Origin of the sequence: Senegalia sp. (in: firmicutes) (genome assembly GCF_052088025.1) — a bacterium.
Lineage (GTDB): Bacteria > Bacillota > Clostridia > Tissierellales > SIT17 > Anaeromonas.
Genome location: NZ_JBQCYD010000035.1, coordinates 1 through 23,950, shown reverse-complemented (window position 1 = coordinate 23,950; position 23,950 = coordinate 1). Strand labels below are relative to the sequence as shown.

General features: G+C 25.8%; 24 protein-coding genes and 1 pseudogene. 14 read left to right on the top strand and 11 right to left on the bottom strand.

Annotated elements, in window-relative coordinates:
• Positions 1-100 precede the first annotated feature (100 nt).
• Positions 101-1,120 (bottom strand): ribonuclease H-like domain-containing protein, encoded by a 1,020-nt coding sequence (locus ACTHUW_RS09545; protein ID WP_442199265.1) that lies wholly within the window; start codon positions 1,118-1,120, stop codon positions 101-103.
• 132 nt (positions 1,121-1,252) lie between these two features.
• On the opposite strand from ACTHUW_RS09545, the gene ACTHUW_RS09540 reads away from it, so the two are divergent.
• Positions 1,253-2,596 carry a hypothetical protein gene (locus tag ACTHUW_RS09540; protein WP_442199264.1) on the top strand — a complete coding sequence of 448 codons (1,344 nt, stop codon included), beginning with the start codon at positions 1,253-1,255 and terminating at the stop codon, positions 2,594-2,596.
• A 35-nt stretch (positions 2,597-2,631) separates the two neighbouring features.
• On the opposite strand, the gene ACTHUW_RS09535 is transcribed toward ACTHUW_RS09540, so the two are convergent.
• Entirely contained in the window at positions 2,632-3,570 is a 939-nt protein-coding gene (locus ACTHUW_RS09535) for a hypothetical protein (RefSeq protein WP_442199263.1), read from the bottom strand.
• A gap of 161 nt (positions 3,571-3,731) precedes the next feature.
• Between ACTHUW_RS09535 and ACTHUW_RS09530 the strand changes: the two genes are divergently transcribed.
• Entirely contained in the window at positions 3,732-5,048 is a 1,317-nt protein-coding gene (locus ACTHUW_RS09530) for a hypothetical protein (protein WP_442213135.1), read from the top strand.
• Positions 5,049-5,068: 20 nt separating this feature from the next.
• Here ACTHUW_RS09530 and ACTHUW_RS09525 read toward each other — a convergent pair whose 3' ends face one another.
• A complete protein-coding gene (locus ACTHUW_RS09525; RefSeq protein WP_442210686.1) occupies positions 5,069-6,058 on the bottom strand; it encodes an asparaginase in 990 nt (329 codons plus the stop codon).
• A gap of 315 nt (positions 6,059-6,373) precedes the next feature.
• Between ACTHUW_RS09525 and ACTHUW_RS09520 the strand changes: the two genes are divergently transcribed.
• Genes ACTHUW_RS09520 through thiI form a run of 3 tightly spaced genes read left to right on the top strand, consistent with a single transcriptional unit; the run spans position 6,374 to position 9,333 of the window.
• Complete coding sequence (locus tag ACTHUW_RS09520) at positions 6,374-6,985, top strand: lactate utilization protein (protein WP_442199260.1); 612 nt, start codon at positions 6,374-6,376, stop codon at positions 6,983-6,985.
• A 13-nt stretch (positions 6,986-6,998) separates the two neighbouring features.
• The gene (locus tag ACTHUW_RS09515; RefSeq protein ID WP_442210684.1) at positions 6,999-8,156 is read left to right on the top strand and encodes a cysteine desulfurase family protein; all 1,158 of its coding nucleotides are present in this window, start codon (positions 6,999-7,001) and stop codon (positions 8,154-8,156) included.
• Positions 8,157-8,160: 4 nt separating this feature from the next.
• Positions 8,161-9,333, top strand: a complete 1,173-nt coding sequence (gene thiI, locus ACTHUW_RS09510; RefSeq protein WP_442199258.1) for a tRNA uracil 4-sulfurtransferase ThiI — start codon at positions 8,161-8,163, stop codon at positions 9,331-9,333.
• 13 nt (positions 9,334-9,346) lie between these two features.
• On the opposite strand, the gene ACTHUW_RS09505 is transcribed toward thiI, so the two are convergent.
• Positions 9,347-10,195 carry a DMT family transporter gene (locus ACTHUW_RS09505; RefSeq protein ID WP_442210683.1) on the bottom strand — a complete coding sequence of 283 codons (849 nt, stop codon included), beginning with the start codon at positions 10,193-10,195 and terminating at the stop codon, positions 9,347-9,349.
• Between the two features lie 209 nt (positions 10,196-10,404).
• On the opposite strand from ACTHUW_RS09505, the gene ACTHUW_RS09500 reads away from it, so the two are divergent.
• Genes ACTHUW_RS09500 through ACTHUW_RS09480 form a run of 5 tightly spaced genes read left to right on the top strand, consistent with a single transcriptional unit; the run spans position 10,405 to position 14,645 of the window.
• Positions 10,405-10,944, top strand: a complete 540-nt coding sequence (locus tag ACTHUW_RS09500) for a helix-turn-helix domain-containing protein (protein WP_442198275.1) — start codon at positions 10,405-10,407, stop codon at positions 10,942-10,944.
• Positions 10,945-10,956: 12 nt separating this feature from the next.
• The gene (gene potA / locus ACTHUW_RS09495; protein ID WP_442210680.1) at positions 10,957-12,000 is read left to right on the top strand and encodes a spermidine/putrescine ABC transporter ATP-binding protein; all 1,044 of its coding nucleotides are present in this window, start codon (positions 10,957-10,959) and stop codon (positions 11,998-12,000) included.
• The gene (locus tag ACTHUW_RS09490; protein ID WP_442198273.1) at positions 12,000-12,833 is read left to right on the top strand and encodes an ABC transporter permease; all 834 of its coding nucleotides are present in this window, start codon (positions 12,000-12,002) and stop codon (positions 12,831-12,833) included. The genes potA and ACTHUW_RS09490 overlap by 1 nt, the downstream gene beginning before the upstream one ends.
• The gene (locus ACTHUW_RS09485; RefSeq protein WP_442198272.1) at positions 12,827-13,609 is read left to right on the top strand and encodes an ABC transporter permease; all 783 of its coding nucleotides are present in this window, start codon (positions 12,827-12,829) and stop codon (positions 13,607-13,609) included. Before ACTHUW_RS09490 ends, ACTHUW_RS09485 begins: the two co-directional genes overlap by 7 nt.
• Positions 13,610-13,613: 4 nt before the next feature.
• Complete coding sequence (locus ACTHUW_RS09480; protein WP_442198271.1) at positions 13,614-14,645, top strand: ABC transporter substrate-binding protein; 1,032 nt, start codon at positions 13,614-13,616, stop codon at positions 14,643-14,645.
• 35 nt (positions 14,646-14,680) lie between these two features.
• Here ACTHUW_RS09480 and ACTHUW_RS09475 read toward each other — a convergent pair whose 3' ends face one another.
• From ACTHUW_RS09475 to ACTHUW_RS09455, 5 genes are all read right to left on the bottom strand, one after another.
• Positions 14,681-15,547, bottom strand: a complete 867-nt coding sequence (locus ACTHUW_RS09475) for a thiamine pyrophosphate-dependent enzyme (protein ID WP_442210678.1) — start codon at positions 15,545-15,547, stop codon at positions 14,681-14,683.
• Positions 15,548-17,224, bottom strand: coding sequence for a 2-oxoacid:acceptor oxidoreductase subunit alpha (locus tag ACTHUW_RS09470; RefSeq protein WP_442198269.1), 1,677 nt, complete (start codon positions 17,222-17,224; stop codon positions 15,548-15,550).
• Between the two features lie 134 nt (positions 17,225-17,358).
• Positions 17,359-17,928 carry an accessory gene regulator ArgB-like protein gene (locus tag ACTHUW_RS09465; protein WP_442210677.1) on the bottom strand — a complete coding sequence of 190 codons (570 nt, stop codon included), beginning with the start codon at positions 17,926-17,928 and terminating at the stop codon, positions 17,359-17,361.
• Positions 17,903-19,231, bottom strand: coding sequence for a sensor histidine kinase (locus tag ACTHUW_RS09460; RefSeq protein ID WP_442213133.1), 1,329 nt, complete (start codon positions 19,229-19,231; stop codon positions 17,903-17,905). Before ACTHUW_RS09460 ends, ACTHUW_RS09465 begins: the two co-directional genes overlap by 26 nt.
• 44 nt (positions 19,232-19,275) lie before the next feature.
• Positions 19,276-19,413 carry a cyclic lactone autoinducer peptide gene (locus ACTHUW_RS09455; protein ID WP_442198591.1) on the bottom strand — a complete coding sequence of 46 codons (138 nt, stop codon included), beginning with the start codon at positions 19,411-19,413 and terminating at the stop codon, positions 19,276-19,278.
• Positions 19,414-19,586: 173 nt separating this feature from the next.
• Here ACTHUW_RS09455 and ACTHUW_RS09450 point away from each other — a divergent pair, with 173 nt between their 5' ends.
• Together ACTHUW_RS09450 and rpsD are read left to right on the top strand one after the other, a co-directional pair.
• Positions 19,587-20,486: a nitroreductase family protein gene (locus ACTHUW_RS09450; protein ID WP_442210673.1), complete on the top strand. Its 900-nt coding sequence runs from the start codon at positions 19,587-19,589 to the stop codon at positions 20,484-20,486.
• 130 nt (positions 20,487-20,616) lie between these two features.
• Positions 20,617-21,213: a 30S ribosomal protein S4 gene (gene rpsD / locus ACTHUW_RS09445; RefSeq protein WP_442210672.1), complete on the top strand. Its 597-nt coding sequence runs from the start codon at positions 20,617-20,619 to the stop codon at positions 21,211-21,213.
• Between the two features lie 31 nt (positions 21,214-21,244).
• On the opposite strand, the gene ACTHUW_RS09440 is transcribed toward rpsD, so the two are convergent.
• On the bottom strand, positions 21,245-22,621 hold the full coding sequence (locus tag ACTHUW_RS09440) for an MATE family efflux transporter (RefSeq protein ID WP_442198588.1): 1,377 nt from the start codon (positions 22,619-22,621) through the stop codon (positions 21,245-21,247).
• 125 nt (positions 22,622-22,746) lie between these two features.
• On the opposite strand from ACTHUW_RS09440, the gene ACTHUW_RS09435 reads away from it, so the two are divergent.
• Positions 22,747-23,211 (top strand): hypothetical protein, encoded by a 465-nt coding sequence (locus ACTHUW_RS09435; RefSeq protein ID WP_442210670.1) that lies wholly within the window; start codon positions 22,747-22,749, stop codon positions 23,209-23,211.
• Between the two features lie 7 nt (positions 23,212-23,218).
• Here ACTHUW_RS09435 and ACTHUW_RS09430 read toward each other — a convergent pair.
• Positions 23,219-23,410, bottom strand: a pseudogene (locus ACTHUW_RS09430) (Rdx family protein); the annotation flags it as partial.
• Positions 23,411-23,630: 220 nt separating this feature from the next.
• Here ACTHUW_RS09430 and ACTHUW_RS09425 point away from each other — a divergent pair.
• Positions 23,631-23,798: a hypothetical protein gene (locus tag ACTHUW_RS09425; RefSeq protein WP_442210668.1), complete on the top strand. Its 168-nt coding sequence runs from the start codon at positions 23,631-23,633 to the stop codon at positions 23,796-23,798.
• The last annotated feature ends 152 nt before the right edge of the window (positions 23,799-23,950 follow it).

The window sequence follows — 23,950 nt, the reverse complement described above, 5'->3', positions numbered from 1 at the left end:
GCAGAGGACTGAAAATCCTCGTGTCGGTGGTTCGATTCCGCCTTTGGGCACCAAGAAAAAGCTTCTAAACGTAATGTTTAGAAGCTTTTTTTAAATGTATTTATTCAATATATAGTTTATTAAGTATTTGATGAATAAATGATTTAAATATATTCTTTATATTTTTATTTACTAATCTTTTATCATCCTTTACAATTATAAGATTATCAGGTAAATTATAATTAGTTGTATCTTTAATATTAAGGTGCAAATCATATTTATTTTGATCTATATAATCACAATATTTACCACTAGATAATTTTCCTCTCTCAACAGCAATATCTAAACTATATAAACCAGAGCTACTATCCCAATTAAAAGAATAATTATCCTTATAATATATTTGCTTATTTATATTTATAGTATTTGATCTACCTTTTATATTTAATTTTTCTTCTTTTAACTTTATTTCTCTAATGTCCATATCAAATTTAATTTCTTTATTATCTATAAGATATGAATAATAAACATATGATTTAGATTCAATTAAATCATATATATTTAACAATTTGGGTAAGTAATAAATATCATCATAATTATGGCCTAATATAGTACTTTTAAGTGCATTATCTTTAGTTTTTGTGTATTTATAATACAAATCAATACTTTCTTTTCCATCTATCATATCTTTTCTATTTATCCCTAATTTTTGTTCAACTGTTTTTAATTTGCAATTATTTAAATCAAGAATATTTTTATTTTTTCTTACAACTTTTAGCAAATCAATATTATTATCTTTTGAAAGAACATAGTCTATAGAATTAAATTTAAGTCTACTATTTAAAAACGGTATATCAAAGGTATCACCATTAAAAGAAATCAAAAAATCAAAATTATTGATAAAAGATATAAATTTTATTAATAATTCTTTTTCATTATTTAAATTGTTAGCAAAGAATTGAATTATTTTTGATCCATTAGGCGTAGGAAAAAGAATTCCTATAAGCATAACTTTGCTTTTAAATCTGCTAAATCCTGTAGTTTCAATATCAAAAAAGCAATATTTTTTGTTTTTAATTATTTTACTAATATCTCTAGGTAATTTTATAATATTTGTTAGTTCAGATGAGATAATTTCCATGTTATATCCTCCTATTCTTCTTATATTATAAGTCATTTAAAGATCATAGTAAAATTATTTTAAAAAATATTTCATAGATTAAAGGATGAATTTTTAAAAAATAAATGTTAATATAGATATAGAGGTGGAAAAATGAATAAAAATCAAACTATAAAAAATATGATAGACTCTTCAAATGAACAAAATAAAGGTATTTTAAAATTATCTATTTTAGATATAATAATTAGAGAAGAAGAAATGAAAGATAATAATAAACATATAAATAATATATTAAGTAAATTAGAAGATGAAAGCTTTAAAATTAATAATATTAAAAATGAAGTATTTAAAAATATAAACAATATGAATAGTGATTTTTTAAACACTAAAAAAACAGATATAAACTATTATAAAGGTATAAGAAATGATATACATAATAATTTAATAGATTTATCAAGATATTTAACTGAAATATCTTATTATAATAATATTTATTATGATATTTTATCAAGAGAAAAATTTAAAGAGAATATACCGGTTAATTTTGAAGAATTTTATAAAAAAGTTTATGATTTTTTAATGGAAGATGAAAAATATATTAACCAAAAAGTTTCTCAAATAATATGGATCATTCCTATGAAAATGACTAAAAATAAGTACTATTTCATGTTAAAAAAATCTTTGCAAAAAAGCTTTGAAAATACTAATAAGGAAAAAGCTGAGGACTTATTTAAAAGATATAAGAGCATTTTTAATGGCACTCTTGAATGGGAATATGTGAATTCATTTAGTAATTATTTTATTGAAACTCAAAGGTATAAAGAATTCAATTATAAAAAATCTTCATATGAAGATTTAGATAAAGTATTTATGGATTCAAACAAGGATATAAAAGATATTGAAAGACTATTAGATTTACTTAGAGAACTAGGTTTAACAATAAATAAATTTATAATAATCAGTATTTTATTTCAAGATATGAATGAAAAAGACAAAGAAGATATAAAGAGATTTTTAAATAAAGTGTCTAAATATGATTATAATAGAATTTTAGATGAAAATAAATTAATTGAAGAAAAATTAGTAGATGTGACTAAAAGATATCAAGAGGATACAAAGGAAATAATAGAAAAAAATATAGAAATTGAAGGTGATTTAAAAGATATATATCAAAAAACTGAGAAAGTATTAGTTTATTTAAATGATTATTATATTGAAAAAGAAGAAATATTACTTAATAATGATGAAATTATAAAAGAGAACTATTTAGATAAACTAATAGAAAACTTTATTGATTTTATAGATAGAAACATTAAAAATATGGATAATGTAAATCGTAAAATTAGAATGAAAAAAATACTTTCTTTATTAGAAGATCCATTTAATAGTTCAGATGAATTTTTTGATTATTTAAAAGCTAGTATAGAATTTAACAATGACAAGCAAGAAATCAAGTATATTATGAATGAAATTTATAACATTATAAATAAAAATTAGAACTCAAATTTGAGTTCTAATTTTTATTTGTTTATTTATTCGTTTTCTTCTTCCTCTTCACTTAATATACATGGTCTATGAGGCTTTTTGTGAGTACTTTCATCTATTTGTTTAGGGAATAGAGATGGGAATGTCTCACATATTGGTGCTATTTCTGCTGATAATTGTGGGAAACCAGTAGATAATACACAAAGTTGAACTGGAACGATTATTTTCTTCTCACAAGTTACACATAATGAGATAATTAAATTAGCTCTAACTCTACCACTAGGAGATACAGTTAAATCTCTTGTAATACTCTGAGTTGCAAGTCTTGTTTCACAAGATAAATTACAGAATTCTGCAAATCTTGGTAAGAATGCTCCATCAAATACTGAAGGTAAGCATAATTCAAAGAAATTAGTTAGAGTAAGTGGATCTAAGTTTACATTTGCTGAAAGAGTAGCTTTACATCTTTTACTACAATCATCTACATAAATAACATCAATTTCTACTACTACATTACCTGTGATATCTATATTTTGTGTACCAAATATAGGTGTTCCTTTATTCTCTTTATCACAATCTGATGTATCAGCATATATTAGTTTTTGACTTTCCATTCCATCTGGACCTACGACCTTAACATCGCACCCATTATCTTTAACAAAACTAGCACCTGATATTTCTGTAGTAGGATTAATTTTTAAATTGTCAGGGCAATTGATATCTTCTGGATTAAAGAACTTTCTACATCTTAAATCTACAACACGTAAAATTCTTGAACCAGCAGGAAGTTTTGGAGCAAATGGTTGATTAGCTATTGTACGTAATCCTTGTAAATTAAATAAAGCCGCATCATATACCTTTTGAACATAAATTGGTTCTGAAACTACATTTCTTAAAGAGCCATCAAAACTACACCCCGTAGTAGCTTCACAACATTGTTCTGGCTGAGTTAAATCTAAAAGATCATTATTATCTTTTCGTTTCATTATTTTTTCCTCCTCAAATTAATATTATATTATAATTATTGTTTCTACTTTAATGTATTCTAAAAATCTATATATGGTTACAAATTATAAGGTAATAATTTAATAATATAATAAATAGTATTATATAGAGGAATTACTTTAAAATTAAAAGGAGGGGAAAAATGTCTTTATTAAAAAACTCATCATATTTATTAACTGATACTTTCGGTAATATTTATCATATTTTATATAAGGATAATAATATAGAATTTATAAGATATGACAAGATACTATCCAATTCTAAGCAAAATACAATAGCAAAAAACTGTAACGAACATTTTTTTGCTACAATAGATAAGAATAATAAAATCTATATGATTTATCAAAAATTAGATAATAATGAAATTTATTTTAATACATATTCTAATGGAATATGGAATTCTTTAATTTTACCTAGTGAGGAAAAATACAAGATATATGAACCATATATAATTAAAGATTATAATAATTTTCATGTTTTTTATGTGAAAAATAGCGGTAGTAATGATTATGATTTTATTCATACATCAATATATAATAAAGATTTAATTAAAAATAAATTATTTACTATAAAGACAAAAGGTATACTGAACTCATATAATGTAATACCTTATAATAAAGGAATAATTATATTGTATATAGATTTAAAAAATCATTATAATAATATAGTCATGAGGTATTTTGATTTAGAAAATAATAAATTAGAAAAAGAAATAATATTAAATAAAGAAAAAAATGAAAAATACTATTTGGATTCTCTACTTTTAAACAATAAAACATTATCTATGACTTATTCAGTAAAGCAAGAAGAAAACTTTAAAATAGTTTTTGACTATGTGAATTTAAATAATAAACATGCTCAAGTTGAGTCAAGAGCTATATTATCAAATTTATCTAATGCTATATATCCTACTATTATAAATAATAATGGTGATATATGGACTTGTTGGTATGAATATCAGAATATAATGAGTTCTGTAAAAAGAAAGAATAAAGATAATTTCGAAGGACCCTATTTATGGAGGAAAGTAAAGGGTGAAAATATATTAAGATATGCTTACTATTCAAATATAAAAAATAATAGTTATAAATTTAATTATGCATTTGGGACTTTTCCTGATATATCATTTATAGGATTTGGTGATATTTCAGATGCAGAAAAAATTCCTCTAAAAAAAAAATTAAAGGATGATGATGATATGGAATATGTAAAACCAGAAAAATATTACAAAGAATACGAAGATGATGAATTAGATAAGTTTAAAAGCGAAATAAAAGAAAATAAAAAATTGATAACTAAAATTTTACAATCAAATATAAAAGAAAATGATACTTATGAACAACTTAATGAGAGATTTGAAAAGATAGAAAATAATTATAAAGAACTAGAAAATAGAATCAATGAGATAGAAGAGTTTTTAACTAGAAGGAGAAGAGGATCTATATTTAATTCAAGATAGATTTAAATAGGGTAATTACCCTATTTAAATCTATCTTTCTCAAAAATGTTTTTTATTATATTTATATCCTTTGTCATACTTAAAGCTAATATTAATTTTATTCTAGCTTTTTGTCCAGGAAGATTAAAGCCAAATATTGCTCCAAGCTCTCTAAGCATTCTACCTGCACCTAAATACCCGTAAGTATCTAGTACTCTTCCAGTAGGACATCTTGAAACTATAATTAAAGGTATTTTTTTATCTGCAGCTCTTTTTATTCCATCTAGCATATCTGGAGGAACATTGCCTCTACCCATGGCTTCTATAACTATACCTTTATATCCAGAATCTATGTAAAAATTAATTATATCTGAGCCCATTCCAGCAACACATTTAATTAGACCAACTCGTGACTCAAGTTTTTCTATATCTAATATATGGTCATGAGTCTTTTTTTCTCTATAATATATTACTTCATCATTATCAACTATGCCTAATGGACCAAACTCTGAAGATTTAAAGGTATTAAGAGATAGAGTATTGGTTTTAGTAACTTCTGTAGCTGCATTTACTTCATTATTCATTACTACAAGTACTCCTTTACCCTTTGATTCTTCAGAGATAGCAGTACAAATCCCAGCAGATAAGTTACTTGGACCATCGTAGCCTAATTCAGAACCATTTCTCATAGCACCTACTACAATTATAGGTTTTACTGATTTGATATTTAATTCTAAGAAAAAAGCAGTTTCTTCTAATGTATCAGTACCATGAGTAACAATTACCCCATCAATATCTTCTCTTTTTAATATATCTTTTATATAATTTGATAATTTCAACATTATTTTTGGGGATACATGAGGACCTGGCAATGTTGAAAAGTTAAATGTCTCTATTTCTGCATATTTTTCTATATTTGTGACCATAGACATTATTTCTTCACTACTTAGAGCAGGTATAGCAGCATTTATCCTTGGGTCTACCTTCATAGAAATTGTTCCACCATTAAATATAATAGCAATTTTTTTCATATTAAACCTCCTTACTATAATCATTTTAACAGATAAATTACTTTTAATATATATATAAAATATTAAAAAAAATTAAAGGAAATAAAAAATGACCCAACGGGGGTCATTTTTTATTTCCTTTAACCATTTAAAAAGGGTATTGGGAATAGAGATTTAATTTGAGGTTACCAGGGGGATAACCAATTATAATTATAGCAAATTACGACAAATTTCGCAAGAGTTTTTTAAAAAAAGTTTAAAAAAATATAAACTATTATAGCAATATATCTTAATATGATATAATATATTAAGATATATTGCTATGGAGGGGTTTAAATGAAAGATTTAGTTGCTTTAACAATAAAAAACTTAAAAGACAATGGATTTAAAACAGAATATTTTGATGGTATTAATGATGCTAAAAAATATCTATTAAATGAAATAGATGAAAAGAAAGATATTGGTATAGGTGGTTCTATGACAATATTTGATTCTAATTTACATGAAGAATTAATTAATAGGGGAAATAAACTATATTGGCATTGGCTAGTTGATAATAAAGATAAAAGTGAAACTTTTAAAAAGGCTCAGATTGCTTCTATATATTTATCAAGTTCTAATGCTATAACAAGTGAAGGAAAATTAATTAATATAGATGGAGTAGGAAATAGGGTTAGTTCTATATTTTATGGTCATGATAAGATATATATATTAGCAGGTATAAATAAGATAGTGGAAAATAATGAAGAAGCTATAAACAGAATTAAAACTATAAGTTGTCCTAAAAATGCCAAAAGGTTAAAATTAAATACTCCATGTAGATATACAGGAAAATGTAGTAATTGTAATTCTGATGATAGAATGTGTAATATAACTGTTGTATTAGAAAAAGCTCCTATGAAATCAGATATAGAAATTTTAATAATTGATGAAAAATTAGGATATTAATAGAGGTGAAAAGATGTTTGTTTATTTAGATAATAGTGCAACAACAAAGCCTAGAGAAGGTGTAATAAAAGAAATGAATTTAATGTTAAGTCAAGATTATGCTAATCCTTCTTCTCTTCATAGGATGGGACTTAATGTAGAAAAAAAGATTAAAAAAAGTAGAGATGTGATATCTAATTATTTAAAGATTAAATCAAGTGAATTATTTTTTACATCAGGAGGAACTGAAAGTAATAATATCGCAATTCAAGGTATTATTGAGGCTAATAAAAATAAAGGTAGGCATATAATAAGTTCAAAAATTGAACATCCATCAGTATTAAATATATTAAAGGATTATGAAATGAAAGGATTTGATATTACTTATTTAGATGTTGATGAATATGGAATTATAAATATAAATCAGTTAGAAGAATTTTTAAATGAAGATACAATCCTTATATCAATTATGATGGCAAATAATGAAGTAGGTTCTATTCAACCAATAGATGAAATAAAAAAGATTATTAATAAAAAAAAATTAAAAACCTTACTCCATGTGGATGGCATACAAGCTTTAGGAAAAATAGATTTTAATATCAAAAAATTAGGTATAGATAGTTTTTCTTTTAGTGGACATAAAATTTATGGACCTAAAGGAATAGGAGGACTTTATATAAGAGAAGGTTTAAATATAAAGCCTATTTTATTTGGTGGTAATCAAGAAAAAGGTATTAGATCTGGAACTGAAAATACTCCTGGTATAATTGGTTTGTATAAATCCATAGAAAAACTAATCGATAATGATAAAGAAGAAAATAATAATATAAGAGAATTGAAATACTATTTTGTTGATAAAATAAAAGAAAATATAAGTAATATTAAAATTAATTCTTTATTAAATGAAAAGGCTGCTCCACATATTGTAAATATTTCATTTTTAAATACAAGAGGTGAAGTTTTACTTCATTTTTTAGAAAATGATAATATTTATGTATCTACTGGATCTGCTTGTTCTTCTAAAAATGACAGATCAAGTCATGTATTAAAAGCTATGAATTTAAATGGATTAGAAATTGAATCTGCTATAAGATTCAGTTTTAGTATTTACAACACAAAAGAACAAATAGATTATGTAATAGAAAGATTAAAATTAAGAATAGAAGAAATACGAGATATTATGATGAGGTGAAAAAATGAAAAATGTAATAAGTGTAAGTATAGGAGAAGCAGCTCTTAAAAAGGGAAAAAGAAATTTCTTTGAAAATAAGTTATTAGGTAAAATAAGAATTGCAACTAAAGATTTAGGAAACCCTAAAGTATATAGAGAACTAGGTAAAATATATATAGAAGTAAATGAAGATAATATTGAAAGAATAATAAATAGAGTTAAAAAAGTTTTTGGATTAGTATATTTAGCTCCAGCATATAGAATAGAAAAAAACATAGATGATATAAGAAAAATGGCTTTAGAGGCATTAGAAGATGAAAGAAGAAATAGAGATATAAAATCATTTAGAATAGTTTGTAAAAGAGCTGATAAAAAATTTCCTATGAATTCCATGGAAGTTTCAAGAGATGTAGGAGGATATGTATTAGAAAATGCAAAAGACTTAAAAGTAGACCTTCATAAACCAGATTTATATATATATGTAGATATAAGAGAAAATACTTATATTTATACTGAAAAAGTATATGGATATGGTGGATTACCTATAGGAACTAATGGAAAGGGATTATTACTTTTATCTGGAGGTATAGATAGCCCTGTAGCTGGATTTATGATAGCTAAAAGAGGAGTTCTTATCCAAGCAGTACATTTCCATAGCTACCCATTTACAAGTGAGAGAGCAGAGGAAAAGATCAAAGATTTAGCAAAGATTATTTCTATGTATACTGGAGAAATTAAATTATATAGTATTAATATTTTAAATATACAAAAAGCTATAAATAAAAATTGTCCTGAAGAAGAAATGACTATAATATCAAGAAGATTTATGACTAGAATAGCAGAAAGAATAGCAAATAAAAATTATATAGATTGTCTTATTACAGGCGAAAATTTAGGACAGGTAGCAAGTCAAACTATGAAAGCTTTAAATGTTACTAATTCATCTGTAGACTTACCTATATTAAGACCTCTAGTAGGATTTAATAAATCAGAAATTATAGAGATAGCAGAAGATATTGAAACCTTTGAAACTTCAATATTACCTTTTGAGGATTGTTGTTCAGTTTTCTTACCAAAACATCCAGTAACAAGTCCTATATTAAAAAACATAGAAAGATCTGAAGAAGCATTAAATGTAGAAGACTTGATAAACAATGCAATAGATGAAATGAAAATAACAAAGATAGGTATAAGATAAAAAAGGCTTAAATTTAAGCCTTTTTTTTATTGGAATAATAATTTATGAAACCAGCTAATATAATTAAAATACCACCTATAATACTTAATATATCTGGTATTTCACTCCAAATAATAATACCTATTATTGTAGAAAAAACTATATTGGTATAAGTATATATTGCAAGTTCTCCTGCAGGTGCAAATCTATATGCATTTGTCATTAAAAACTGTGCGGCTGTTGCAAATATACCAAGACCTAAAAAGCCTATAGCTTCTATTAAGGTAGGAACTACAAATTGCCCAGCTAGCATGAAAGGTATCATTGCTACTGTTGAAATAAATGTGAAATAAAAAACAATAGTTTCTGATGAATCAGTATGTCTTAGATGTCTAATTATTGTATATGCACTTCCTGCAAAGAATGCAGAAAGTAATGCTATTATATAAGGAATTATTGATACATCAAATTCTGGTTTAACTACGAATCCAGCACCTAAAATAGCTAGTATTAATGATATAAATTGAAGTTTTTTTATTTTTTCGCCTAAAAATATTGCAGCTAAAATTAGAACAAAAAATGGAGATATCTTATTCAATATAACTGTATCTGCTAGAGGTAGATTAGATAATGCATAAAAGTATGCTGCGACACCTAAAAGACCAAAAATACTTCTTAATATTAACAAGCGTTTATTGTTACCAAGTACCTTCTTCTTGTTTTTCTTTATCAAATAAGTAGCTACTAAAAGACCAAGAAAATTTCTGAAAAATATTTTTTCCACTACAGGAATTCTATCTAAAAACTTAACAGTTGCTGCCATTGATGCAAAAAATAATGCAGAAAGCAATATAAGTATTATTCCTTTTTTTCTATCATCCATGAAAACACCTCCTTTAAAACCTTACTATATTATTGTACCTCATATACCTATAAGTAAACAAATTAATAGAAATAATTGAATTATATAAATAACAATAAAAGGTAAAATGTTGTTGACATTGATTATTATAGCAAGTATAATATGTATTGATAAAGTTTAGTATTAATAAACTTTAAGTTTAGTAAAAAGGTACTTGGAGGTGGTAATTTTTGAATATTGGAAAGAAAATTAAAGAATTAAGAATGGAAAATTCTTTGACTCAAGAGGAATTAGCAGATAGATGTGAGCTTTCAAAAGGTTTTATTTCTCAAATTGAAAGAGATTTAACTTCGCCTTCTATTGCTACTTTTACAGATATATTAGAAAGTTTAGGAACAAATTTAAAAGAATTTTTTACTGAAATTGAAAATGAAAAAATTGTATTTTCAAAAGAAGATATGTTTATAAAAAAAGATGATGAATATAAATATGAGATTGAATGGATAGTACCTAATGCCCAAAAAAATAAAATGGAGCCTATACTACTCACTTTAGAAGAAGGAAGTAAGTATAGAGATGATCATCCTCACGAGGGTGAAGAATTAGGTTATGTACTAAAGGGAAGTGTATTTATTGTATTAAGTGGTAAAAAACATAGGGCAAAAAAAGGTGAGAGTTTTTACTATAAAGCAAATGTAGAACATTCTATAATTAATGCTGGAAAAAACAAGGCTAAAATACTCTGGATATCAACTCCACCAAATTTTTAAGGGAGGTATAATATGGAAAGAGACATCATTAAATTAGAAAATTTAAAGAAATCTTATGGTGAAACACAAGTACTTAAAAATATTAATTTAAAAATAAAACAAAATGAATTCTTAACTTTATTAGGACCAAGTGGATGTGGTAAAACTACTACACTTAGAATAATAGGAGGCTTTGAAGAGGCTACTTATGGTAATGTATATTTTAATGATGAAAAAATAAATGATCTACCACCATATAAGAGAAAAATAAATACGGTATTTCAAAAATATGCACTGTTTCCACATATGAATATCTTTGAAAACATAGCCTTTGGATTAAAAATCAAAAAACTATCAAATGACCTAATAAACAAAAAGGTTAAAAAGATGTTGAAATTAGTAGGACTTGAAGGTTATGAACAAAGAGAAATTTCTTCATTAAGTGGGGGCCAACAACAAAGAATAGCTATTGCAAGAGCTCTTGTAAATGAACCTGAAGTTTTACTATTAGATGAACCACTTGGAGCACTAGATTTAAAATTGAGACAAGAAATGCAACTAGAACTCAAAAACATGCAAAAAGAAGTAGGAATTACTTTTATATATGTAACACATGATCAAGAAGAAGCGCTCACTATGTCTGATACTATAATAGTGATGAATGAAGGGGAAATTCAGCAAAAAGGAAGTCCTGTTGATATATATAATGAACCAAAAAACAAATTTGTTGCAAAGTTTGTTGGGGAAAGTAATATCATTAATGGAGTTATGAAAAAAGATTATCTTGTGGAATTTGCTGATAAGGTATTTGAATGTGTTGATAAAGGATTTGAAAAAAATGAGCCTGTAGATATAGTAGTGCGACCTGAGGATATAAAACTAACATCTAAAGATGAAACAAAACTTATGGGAAAAGTTACATCGACTATATTTAAGGGCGTACACTATGAAATGATAGTAGAAGAAAATAAGAGGAAATGGTTAGTGCATAGTACAATTAAAAAGGATATTGATTCAAATGTGGGGATATTTTTTGGTCCTGAAGATATACATGTAATGCATAAGGAGAATTTATAATGAAAAAATTAGCATCTTATCCTTATATATTATGGAGTATTGTTTTTATAGTATTACCTTTACTCCTTATCCTATTGTATGGAGTTACTATAGAAGATAGCTCTCAGATATTTGGGTTAAAGTTTTCATTAGATAATTTCAATAGATTTTTAGAACCTATTTATTTAAAAGTACTATGGAGATCTATTCTATTAGCTATAATATCTACTATAATATGTTTTGTAATTGGATATCCTTTTTCTTATATACTATCTAAAGCACCTATAAAAAAGAGAAATATGTATATTTTACTAGTTATCATACCTATGTGGATGAATTTTCTACTTAGGACTTATGCTTGGATGACCATACTTGGTAAGAAGGGTATTATAAATAATTTTTTATCTAGCATTGGATTACCTATATTAAATTTATTATATAATGATGGAGCTGTTATACTTGGTATGGTTTATAATTTTTTGCCATTTATGATTCTCCCTATATATACTGTATTAATAAAAATTGATAAGAATATATTAGAGGCAGCAGAAGATTTGGGAGCAAATAAACTTAAAGTATTTTTTAAAATAATATTTCCTTTAAGTTTACCTGGTGTTTTTTCTGGAATAACAATGGTATTTATGCCTGCAGTAAGCACATTTGTAATCTCAAAGCTATTAGGAGGAGGACAATACTGGTTAATTGGAAATTTAGTAGAAGAGCAATTCTTAAGAATAAATGATTGGCACTTTGGTTCTACAATAGCTTTAGTTCTTATGGTTATAATATTATTTGCCATGGCAATTCTTTCTAAATATGAAGACAAAGAAGAAGGAGGAACAGGGTTATGGTAGAAAAAACATTTCAAAAGATATATGTGTTTTTAATATTTTTATTTCTCTATGCACCTATAGTAGTTTTAATCGTATTTTCATTTAATGATTCAAGACTTCAAGGTTCATGGGATGGCTTTACATTTAATTGGTACAAAGAGTTATTTAAAAGCAGAGAGATAATGAAATCACTTTATTATACAATAACTATAGCCTTACTTTCTTCTTTAATTTCTACTATAATTGGAACATTATCAGCTATAGGAATTTATAATATGAAAAGTCTAAGAAAAAAAATTATTTTAAATATAAATTATTTACCTGTTTTAAATCCTGATATAGTTACTGGTATTGCACTTATGACATTATTTATATTTGTAAGGGTTAAACTTGGATTTATGACACTTTTACTTGCTCATATAACCTTTAATATTCCTTATGTTATATTAGCTGTCTTACCTAAATTAAAGCAATTACCCAAAGATATTTCAGAAGCAGCAATGGATTTAGGAGCTACACCTTTTTATGCTTTTAGAAAAGTTATATTACCTGAAATATCACCAGGGATAGTTACAGGAGCATTAATAGCATTTACACTTTCCATAGATGATTTTGTTATAAGTTTCTTTACTACGGGTTCTGGGGTGAGTAATTTGTCGATTACAATATATTCTATGGCAAGAAGGGGAATAGACCCTAAAATAAATGCATTATCTACTCTTATGTTTCTAACTGTTTTAATACTGATGTTAATAATAAATAAAAGATCTTCAAAAAAAACAAATGAAAGGGTGTAAATAAATGAAAAAAATATTTTTTTTAATAGTATTATTAAGTATCTCTTTTTTATCTGCTTGTGGGGAAGAAAAGGAAGAATTACATGTTTATAATTGGGGAGATTATATAGATGAATCTGTTTTAGATGAATTTGAAGATGAATACAATGTAGATGTAATATATGAAACCTTTCCTACAAATGAAGAGATGTATGTAAAGATAAAACAAGGTGGTACTAGTTATGATGTAGCTTTTCCATCTGATTATATGATTGAAAAAATGATAAAAGAAGATTTACTATATAAAATAGATACTGATAATATAAAAAATTATTCAAATATAAGTGATAGGTTCAAAAATCTGGATTTTGATCCTAATAATAAATATTCAGTACCATATATGTGGGGAACTGTAGGAATACTATACAATAAAGAGATGGTAGATGAAGAAGTAAATAGTTGGGATATTTTATGGGATGAAAAGTATGAGGGAGAAATCCTAATGATAGATAGTCAAAGAGACTCTTTTGCTGTTGCACTTAAAAAACTAGGTTATTCTTTAAATACTACAGATGAAAAGGAATTAGAAGAGGCAAAAGAAGAACTTATAAATCAAAAAGATTTAGTTCTCGCATATGTAGGTGATGAGGGCAAAGATATGATGGTCAGAGAAGAAGCAGCATTATCTGTTCAGTGGTCTGGAGATGCAATATATCTAATGGAAGAAAATGAAAATTTAGAATATGTAGTACCAAAAGAAGGATCTAATCTTTGGTATGATAATATGGTAATACCTAAAACTTCAGAAAACAAAGAACTTGCAGAAGAATTCATAGATTTTATGTCAAGAAAAGATATTGCACTTAAAAACACCGAGTATATAGGTTATTCTACTCCTAATGAAAAAGCAAAGGAAGAATTGCCTAAAGAGTTACAAGAGAGTAAGGTTGCATATCCTACAGAAGAAGAAGTGGAAAAAAGTGAAGTGTTTTTAGATCCAGGTGAATTTTTAAAAGTATATGATAAACTATGGACAGAAGTAAAAGCATCAAATTAAAATAGAAGGCCTAGGCCTTCTATTTTAATTTGATTTTATTTAAAGTCTTTCATAAATTTCTTAGCATCCTGAGGATTCCATTCTCTATCTACTAAAGGTTTTCCATCTCTTAAATGAGGTATTCTATCAGTAAATGAAGTTTCTTCTTTATTTTGATAAATAATACCTAAAGGAATTCCATCATCTCCCCATTCATTAGTTTTCTTATATGCTTCTTCTTTATTACTAGTATCATAATTTTCATCAAGTTTATATATCCTATCTTTATACCATTTAAATGTATTGACCTTATTAAAAGTGACACAAGGTTGTAAGATATCAATAAGAGCATAACCTCTATGTTCCATTGCTTTTTGTATTAAAGAAGATAAATGTTCAACATCTCCAGAAAAACTTCTAGCTACAAAGGTTGCTCCCATAGTTAAAGCTGTAGTAAGAGGCTGAAAAGCATCTACACGTACTCCATCTAACTGCATAGATGTTACTTGACCTTTAGCTGTAGTAGGGGAACCTTGACCCTTAGTAAGTCCATATATTTGATTATCATGTACTAAATGAGTTATATCTAAATTTCTTCTAATATTATGGATGAAGTGATTTCCTCCTTCACCATAAGTATCTCCATCTCCTGATGTAACAACTATTTTAAGATCTTTATTTGCTACATTAGCTCCAAGTGCTGGTGGAAGTGATCTACCATGAAGTCCATTAAAACCATTAGTATTAATATAATGAGGAGTTTTAGCAGCTTGACCAATTCCAGAGCATAGAAGTATTTGATGAGGTTTTAAATTTGCCTCTGAAAAAGCTTTTTTAAGTGAGTTTAATATACCAAAGTTACCACAACCTGGGCACCATGCATTTTCATCATTTGAATCGAACAATTTTATATCTGTAGCCATTTATAATACCTCCTCTTTAATTCTTTGTGCAATTTCTTTTGCATATAATTGTCTACCATCATATTTTAAAATAGATTTATTACAATGTATTCCAGTTTCACTTCTTATAAATCTTGCTAATTGACCTGTATAATTTTGTTCTACATTTACTATATTTTTTGCATTTTTACTATACTCTTTAAGTTTCTTTGTTGGAAGGGGATAGATATCACCAAGTACTAATGCTCCAATACTTTCTCCATCCTTTTCAAGTAATTCTATAGCTTCTCTTAATCCACCTTGCATGGAACCCCATCCTATAAGTAATGTATCAGGATTATCTTTTCCATAGTAATCAGGCTCTATAAGTTCGCTTTCAAGTAATTCCATTCTTTTCATACGTTTTTGCATTTGAGATATACGAACATCACTTTCTTCTGTAATATGACCATATTCATCATGTTCATCACTATCAGCAAGAACTGTAATACCTTCTATTTGACCAGGAATTATTCTTTTGGAAATTCCATTTTCAGTTAATTCATATCTTTTATAGTTATCTTTATCAATATCTTTTTCACTTGCTATGTGTCTTTTAATAGTAATTTTATCAAAATCAAATTCATCTATTGTTTGATTAGCATCAGCTAAAAATTGATCATTTAATATTATAACTAACATTTGATATTTATCTGCTATATTTAATGCACGAGCTGTCTGATAGAAAGCATCTTCTGGATTTTTAACTGATAATACCATTCTAGGAATTTCACCATGGGAAGCTGTTAGTATGAAACTTAAATCACTTTGTTCAGTTCTAGTAGGAAGTCCTGTAGCAGGTCCTGGTCTTTGAACATTAATTGCAACTAATGGAGTTTCAGTGATTCCAGCAAGTCCAAGTGCTTCAGTCATAAGAGAAAAACCTCCACCAGATGTACCAGTCATTGCACGAACTCCAGTAAAAGACGCTCCTATTGCCATATTGATAGCAGCAATCTCATCCTCAGCTTGCTCTACAACAAGTCCTGCTTCATTTTGCTTTGTTGAAAGATAGGTCATTATACTTGTAGAAGGTGTCATAGGATAAGCTCCATAAAAACTAAGACCTCCTGCTATTGCGCCAAGAGCTATAGATTGATTTCCATTTATTAAAATTTTATTTTTGGCATTTCCTTCTTTTATTTCATACTTAGAATCAACATATTCATATCCTTTTTCAAAAGCTTCTGTATTAAATTTGGCTATTTTTTCATTCCATGTTTCATTAAACAGTTCATCACATTTAGAATTATCTAAAGATAATAATTTTAATATAGCTCCCATGCCTACAGTACCAAAAACTCTTGATTCTCCTATTTCTTTTGCAATTTTTAGCATTGGAATTTCTATTTTTCTATCATCTTCTAATTTGATTTTTTCATCACATAAAAATACTCCATTTTCTTTTAAATTTTTCAAATGGAAATCTACTGAATTTTGGTCAAATCCCATAATAATATCCAATTCATTATCATAAGAATAAATTGGTTCATCGCCAAATCTGATTTGAATGAAATTATGACCACCACGAACTCTAGACATATAATCTTTATTAGAAAAAACATAATATCCTTTTCTTTGTAAGAGTTTCTCTAGTAAAGAACTAACTGTGTCCATACCTTGTCCAGCTGAACCACCTATCAAAATATTATACTTCATAAGTCACACTCCTTTTATAATTAATTATTATATTGTTTTTTAGAATATTGTATACAAACGATTACCCTTATTTTATATCCTAATAAAGTTAAATTAAACATCTTATAAATTAATTATTACAAATAAAAAATACATCAAAGGTTTTCTTGATGTATTTTACCTATGGGTAGAGTAATTGATTGAATAAAAAGTGCAGAAATAGAAATATTAGAAAGTTCAGGATTTAAAAATAAAGATATGAAATTTATTACTATCAATATAATTATAGAAAAACTTTTTATTTTTTTTCTTTGCTTCATAGACTTAATTCTTTTATTATGATTATCTACTGGACTGTATATAAAAGTTAATATATAGGTTATAGTGAGTAATATAAATTTAATTTCTAAACTAAAGTGAATTAAAACAGGCAACTTTATGACTATAAGTAAAATGAGAAAAGAAGTTATCAAGCATTTTAAATAAGTATCTTGGTGAAATCCACCTGAATAAATTCTAAACAAACTAAAAAACAAAGTTGCTATTATAAATTCATTAGTTAGTGAAAATAAACTAAAAATAAGAAGATAAATTATAAATTTAGATAATTCACTTACAATACATTCAATTCCATATCTAATTTTAAGTTTTTCAAGTGTTTGAAAATCGCCTGAATTTATTATAGAGTTTGATAAAGTATTAGATACTCTTGCTATATAATTCATTTTTTTCACCTACAAGATTAAATATTATTTGAAATTCTGTTTCTGATTCATTGCTATAAGCTGTAATTTCACCTTCGTTTTTTTCTACCATTTTATTAACTATATATAAACCAAAACCATGATCATTACTATTTTTTCTCTTTGTAGAAAAACCATCTTTAAAGATTTTCTCTAAATTTTCATTTTTGATTTGAGGACCATTATTTGAAATAGAAATTATATATTTAGTATTTTCAACATATGACCATAGCGATACTATAGGTCTTTGAATTGATTTTTCAGATAGCGTAATAGCTTCAAAAGCATTATCCAACACATTACTTATAATACTTATTAGATCTACATTATCAACCTTTATATTAGTTAGCATATATTCAAAATTCACATCAAATAAAATATTGTTTTCATATGCATAATTACTTTTAACGACTAAGAGCCCATCGATATAGTCATTCCCAGTATTAAAGGTATCGTATAAACTATTAAGTTCGTTAGTAATATTTTTTAAATAATCATTAATTCTTTCTACTGTATTAGGTTTATTAATGGCGCATAGTGCATATATTGTACTAATATGATTGGAAAAATCATGTTTTTCTCGTCTTATTATATTTATTAATGATTCTAAATTTTTAATATAACTGTCTTGTAATTCATATTGTTTTTGAATATTAATTAAATTGACCTTATATTTATAATCTAAATATCCAATAATAGTATATATTATAAAAATCAATGTTATTAGGACTTCATATAAGAAAATTTTATCAGGTTGATATATCATAAATTGTATACTCATTATCAAGGAACTCATTAAAAACACACCAAGTACTGAATACATTATAACTGAGTTATTAAAATTCTTAGAAAAAGCTTTGATTTTTGGACTTTTTATTTTAGATATTATGAAAAGCAAGGGTATTTGCACACTTCTAACAAATATACCAAAATACAATTTGATTTGTGGGTCTTTTTGTAACGCTTCAAGATTAGTACTAGCTATAATTGAAAATATTGGTAATAATACAAGCTCACTTATCATCGCACAAGCAAATATAAAGGTAGTGACAACTACAGATGAAGAAACTCTAGTATTTGTTATTAAAGTAAAACTTAAAATCACATATGATAATATTAACATAGTATGATATCCTGGTGGAAATGATAAAGTAGCCCAAGTTGAAAAAAGAGTATGAGAAATCAAGAATAAAATATTGATATATTTGTTATCCTTAATTAAATATCTTTTATTTGTTATAAATAAAAATAAATATAAATAAATTGAAGCTTCAAATAGTCCCATAATAACTTCATTGAAAAAAAGGTAGGGATTAATGATTAATCCCTCTATTTAAGTAATTCATCTGGACATTTTGGTTGATGTATAAAAAATGATGAAGCTGAACTTGCAGCATTTGTACCAACAAACATTGCAATTAGTGCTAGTGGAGATAATAAAAATTTAATAAGTTTTTTATTTTTCATAAAAAAAACCTCCTTTTTAGTATTTAAAATATATTGTATGAAGTTATTATAATTTATTATAACAAAGAATAAGAAAAAAAGGAATATTATTAAATAATATAGCTAAAGATTATAATATGGATATAAGGGTATAAAAGAATTATATTATTTAAAATTATTAGGAGGAGTTAATTATGTTATTTAGAAAATTTTTAGAAGACAGAAGATCTACTAGAGAGTATAAAGATATGATAATAGAAAAAGATAAGATGGATATGTTATTGGATTTTTCATCAAAAATAGAAAATAGTCATGGAAATGAAGATATAAGCTTTATATTTTATGAAGATGGTAAAAAAATATATAAAAATCTTAAAGGTGTAGCAGGCTATGCTGGTGTTATGATTGAAAGTCCTCATTATATTGGTATTCAAACAAATAACGAAGATGATATAACCTTCTTAAAGTCTTCATATGCAATGGAAACTCTACTTACAAAAATCTATCAAATGGATTTAGGTAGTTGTTGGATAAATGTAATGGATACTCCTTATGATTCTAAGAAGATATTGTTTAATGGTGATAATAAACATATAAACTACATAGTTGCTGTTGGTTATCCTAAAAATCCAAATAGATTATCAGAGATTTCAAATAGTGATGGATTAGAAAATGAAGATGTAGGATATTTAAACACTATAAGACCCTTTAAGGAAAAAAAATATTTTGTTGAAAAATCTACTAGCAGTAGATTAGCAGTTAGTGATATAGTTTTTGAGAATGAATTTGGAAATAAGATGTCTCAGGAGGATCTTGATAAAAGAGGCTTAGATGAACTCTTTTATTATATAAGATATGCGCCTTCAGATAAAAATGAACAGCCTTGGAGGTTTATACTTAAAAATGATAGTGCTGATTTAGCGATAATTGACCCAGAAGATAAAAACAATTTAACAGATGCAGGTATAATGATGTATTATTTTGAAGAGATGGCAAAAAGTATAGGGTATAAAGGTAGTTGGGAGTTTAGTGAGTCTAAATTACAAAATAAAAATGGAATAAACTATTTAGTAGTAGGAAAATATAAATTATAATCATAAAATAGTTGTAAATGATAAATATTATCATTTACAACTATTTTAATTTATGTTATAATAGTTATTGGCTATTCGTAAGTAAAGTATACCGCGGCAAAGTATATTCTAAAATACGGAGGTAATGTAAATGGGAAAAATGATGGGACCACGTTTTAAACTTAGTAGAAGACTAGGAGTAAATGTTACTGGTCATCCAAAAGCAATGAAAAGAGCGCAGAGAGGTACAGCAAGATCAGATAAGAAGCTTTCAAACTATGGTATACAATTATTAGAAAAACAAAAACTGAGATCATATTATAACGTTATGGAAAAACAATTTAAGAAAAAGTATGTAGATAAATCAATGAAATCTGAAGGAATAGCAGGTGAAATTCTAATAGAAATGCTTGAAAAAAGATTAGATAATATGGTATATAGAATGGGATTTGGTAGTTCTATAAGACAGGCTAGACAAATGGTTACACATGGACATATGCTAGTGAATGGAAAAAAAGTTGATATACCATCATTTTCTGTAGAAGTAGGAGATACTATATCATTAAGAGAAAAATCACAAAATATAGATATATATAAAGAAAACTTTGAAAATCCATCTTTTACATTAGATTATATAGATAGAAATAAAGAAAATATGACTGCAAGGCTTGAAAGAGAACCTAAAAGAGAAGATATTCCAGTTGAAGTAGATGAACAATTAATAATTGAGTACTATTCAAGAAGATAAAAAAGACCCCTAGGGGTCTTTTTATTATGTCTTAATTGATTTTTGCCATATCATCAAATATATTTCTTAATGATTTTCTTAGCCAAAATACAAGTATTATTCCAGAAATAAGTTCTGATATAGGGAATGAATACCAAATGGTATTTAGATTTCCTAATTTACCAAGAAAATAAGCAATAGGTAAAAGTAGAACTATCTGCCTTAAAAATGATAAGGTTAAAGAAGGTATTCCTTTTCCAATTGCTTGAAATGTAGTAGAACCAACTATAGCAGGACCTATAATAGGAAATGCAATACTTATTGTTTTAAGAGCTTTAGTTCCTATATCTATTAGTTCTTCATTATTATCAGAACTTGATACAAATAAGTTTATTAATTGTGTAGGGAAGAATTGAAACAACAAAAATCCTAATGTAGTAATAACAAAAGAAACTAAAAATCCATATTTAATTGTTTTTTTCATTCTTTCAGGTTGATTATGACCATAATTATATCCTATAATAGGCATATAACCTTGATTCAAACCAAATACAGGCATAAATACAAAAGATTGCAATCTAAAATAAATTCCAAGAGCTGCTATAGCAGTTTCATTGTAACTACCAACTATTATATTTAAACCACCTATCATAAATGAAGCTAAAAATTGCATAACCATAGCAGGAAAACCTACTTTATATACATCTTTGATTATATCAAAATTAAATTTAAACTTTTTAAAATTAACTTTAATTTCATTATTAGAATTGAAAATCATAAAGACTATAAATATTCCGCTTAAGAATCTTGAAAATACAGTAGCTATTGCAGCTCCTTCTATACCCCATTCAGGAAAGGGTCCAATACCAAATATTATAAATGGGTCTAAAACAATATTTATAAGTGATCCAATTAACATTGAAACCATTGGAATAAAAGTATTTCCTTCACCACGTAATATATTATTTGCTATCATGGGAACAAATAGTGCAGCTGATCCTAAAAGAATTATTCTAATATAACGTGTACCATAACCTATAATTTCTACATTATCCGTAAACATAGATATAATGTTTCTTGCAAATAATGCTCCTAATATAGCTAGTATTATTCCATACACTAGAGATAAAAGCATTACATGTTCTGCTGCATTAGAAGCTTTTCTTTTATTTCCACTTCCAAGCTCTCTTGAAATTAATGAACTAGTACCTACTCCAGTTCCTACAGCTATTGCAATTAAAATCATCTGTATGGGAAATGCGATTGAAAGACCTGTAAGTGCTGCTGGATCATAATTACCAATATATATGCTATCGACAACATTATATAAAGCCTGAATAGCCATAGATATTATAGATGGGACAGATAGTTTAAATAATAAAGAAGCAATAGGCTCTGTTCCCATTCTATTTTCTTTTTTTTCATTCATTTTATATACCTCCAATAAAAAATACTATTATAAAGCATATACCATTAAAAATTATAAATCAAACATTTAAATTAGTAGATATTTTTAGTATAATTAAAAAGATAGATAGAAAAGAGGTGGTATAAATGAAAAAAATAAATTTTTGGAATTTAGCTATATTATTATTAGGAATAGGTATAGGAATTATAATCTCAGTAGCTATATTTTATTATAATCCTATAGTGAAAAATGAAGAATATAGTGATTCTCAGATTATAGAAAGGTATACTGAGATAATGCTTAAAGAACAAAGGCAAGAAGAAAAAAATAAAGAAAATATAAAAAAAGAAGATGTTAAGGATAATGAAAATAGTGAAAATAAAGAAATGGAAGAAAAAAAAGAAAGAGAAATAGAATTCACAATAGAAAAAGGTGAATCATTAGATACAATAATAGATAATTTATATGAATCTAAAATAATAGATAATAAGGATAGCTTTTTAGATAGATTAAAATTAAGACAAGCAACAGGAAAGATACAATATGGTAAATATCAAATAAAACTTCCCATTGCTTATGATAATTTAATAGATGAAATTATTATTAAATAATTTTATCCTATATATTTTCTTCTTCTACAAGGTCTTCAATTTCATTTTCATTTGGAAACCTATTTAAATTTTTCTTGGAAAAAACTAATCTATGATTTATTGTAACTTCAAAAACTCCACCCTTTGAAGGTATCAAAGATAGATTTTTTATATTATTTTTATGATTTTCAAGTAAATCTTGAGAAAGGCTTACAGCCTTAGATAAATAACCTCATGATGTGCAATATTCAATACTGATATTTTTTATCATTATAATCGCTCCTTATAAATTTTAGTTAATACTATAATTATTATACCTTTTAAATTAACAAATAAACAAATCATATATTATAGTTAAATAAAGTATATAAGAATATTTTTTAAAATTATGATAAAACTAAATCATATATTATCAAATAAAAATAAAAGGAGTGAATATTTTGGCAAAAGATTTTAGTGAATTAAAGGCAGAGTTTAATAAAGCTGATTTAAATAAAAAAATACAAATTTATACTACTACTAAGGGATTGACAGTAGAACAATTTAAAGAATTACTTCAAAATTTTCCAATTAAACATTTAAACAAATTAGAAAAAGCTATGGTATAGAACAAAAAGAGTAGCAGCTTTAAAAAGTTTGCTACTTTTTTTTATTAATATGGTATTATTAAAGTATGAAAAAAATGGGTATACCTAATATATTAAGTAGATAGTTGCAGAATGTGATTTTTAAAAATATCTGTGTTATCCACAAGAAAGGA

Excerpts from the sequence above, each read along its gene's own strand:
- ACTHUW_RS09465 (WP_442210677.1), bottom strand. The coding sequence starts at position 17,928 with ATGAATTATATAGCAAGAGTATCTAATACTTTATCAAACTCTATAATA.
- ACTHUW_RS09540 (WP_442199264.1), top strand. The coding sequence starts at position 1,253 with ATGAATAAAAATCAAACTATAAAAAATATGATAGACTCTTCAAATGAA.
- ACTHUW_RS09455 (WP_442198591.1), bottom strand. The coding sequence starts at position 19,413 with ATGAAAAATAAAAAACTTATTAAATTTTTATTATCTCCACTAGCACTA.
- thiI (WP_442199258.1), top strand. The coding sequence starts at position 8,161 with ATGAAAAATGTAATAAGTGTAAGTATAGGAGAAGCAGCTCTTAAAAAG.
- ACTHUW_RS09535 (WP_442199263.1), bottom strand. The coding sequence starts at position 3,570 with ATGAAACGAAAAGATAATAATGATCTTTTAGATTTAACTCAGCCAGAA.
- potA (WP_442210680.1), top strand. The coding sequence starts at position 10,957 with ATGGAAAGAGACATCATTAAATTAGAAAATTTAAAGAAATCTTATGGT.
- ACTHUW_RS09475 (WP_442210678.1), bottom strand. The coding sequence starts at position 15,547 with ATGGCTACAGATATAAAATTGTTCGATTCAAATGATGAAAATGCATGG.
- ACTHUW_RS09435 (WP_442210670.1), top strand. The coding sequence starts at position 22,747 with ATGAAAAAAATAAATTTTTGGAATTTAGCTATATTATTATTAGGAATA.
- ACTHUW_RS09515 (WP_442210684.1), top strand. The coding sequence starts at position 6,999 with ATGTTTGTTTATTTAGATAATAGTGCAACAACAAAGCCTAGAGAAGGT.
- rpsD (WP_442210672.1), top strand. The coding sequence starts at position 20,617 with ATGGGAAAAATGATGGGACCACGTTTTAAACTTAGTAGAAGACTAGGA.
- ACTHUW_RS09450 (WP_442210673.1), top strand. The coding sequence starts at position 19,587 with ATGTTATTTAGAAAATTTTTAGAAGACAGAAGATCTACTAGAGAGTAT.
- ACTHUW_RS09530 (WP_442213135.1), top strand. The coding sequence starts at position 3,732 with ATGTCTTTATTAAAAAACTCATCATATTTATTAACTGATACTTTCGGT.
- ACTHUW_RS09545 (WP_442199265.1), bottom strand. The coding sequence starts at position 1,120 with ATGGAAATTATCTCATCTGAACTAACAAATATTATAAAATTACCTAGA.
- ACTHUW_RS09490 (WP_442198273.1), top strand. The coding sequence starts at position 12,000 with ATGAAAAAATTAGCATCTTATCCTTATATATTATGGAGTATTGTTTTT.
- ACTHUW_RS09505 (WP_442210683.1), bottom strand. The coding sequence starts at position 10,195 with ATGGATGATAGAAAAAAAGGAATAATACTTATATTGCTTTCTGCATTA.
- ACTHUW_RS09520 (WP_442199260.1), top strand. The coding sequence starts at position 6,374 with ATGAAAGATTTAGTTGCTTTAACAATAAAAAACTTAAAAGACAATGGA.
- ACTHUW_RS09525 (WP_442210686.1), bottom strand. The coding sequence starts at position 6,058 with ATGAAAAAAATTGCTATTATATTTAATGGTGGAACAATTTCTATGAAG.
- ACTHUW_RS09460 (WP_442213133.1), bottom strand. The coding sequence starts at position 19,231 with ATGGGACTATTTGAAGCTTCAATTTATTTATATTTATTTTTATTTATA.
- ACTHUW_RS09485 (WP_442198272.1), top strand. The coding sequence starts at position 12,827 with ATGGTAGAAAAAACATTTCAAAAGATATATGTGTTTTTAATATTTTTA.
- ACTHUW_RS09480 (WP_442198271.1), top strand. The coding sequence starts at position 13,614 with ATGAAAAAAATATTTTTTTTAATAGTATTATTAAGTATCTCTTTTTTA.
- ACTHUW_RS09440 (WP_442198588.1), bottom strand. The coding sequence starts at position 22,621 with ATGAATGAAAAAAAAGAAAATAGAATGGGAACAGAGCCTATTGCTTCT.
- ACTHUW_RS09470 (WP_442198269.1), bottom strand. The coding sequence starts at position 17,224 with ATGAAGTATAATATTTTGATAGGTGGTTCAGCTGGACAAGGTATGGAC.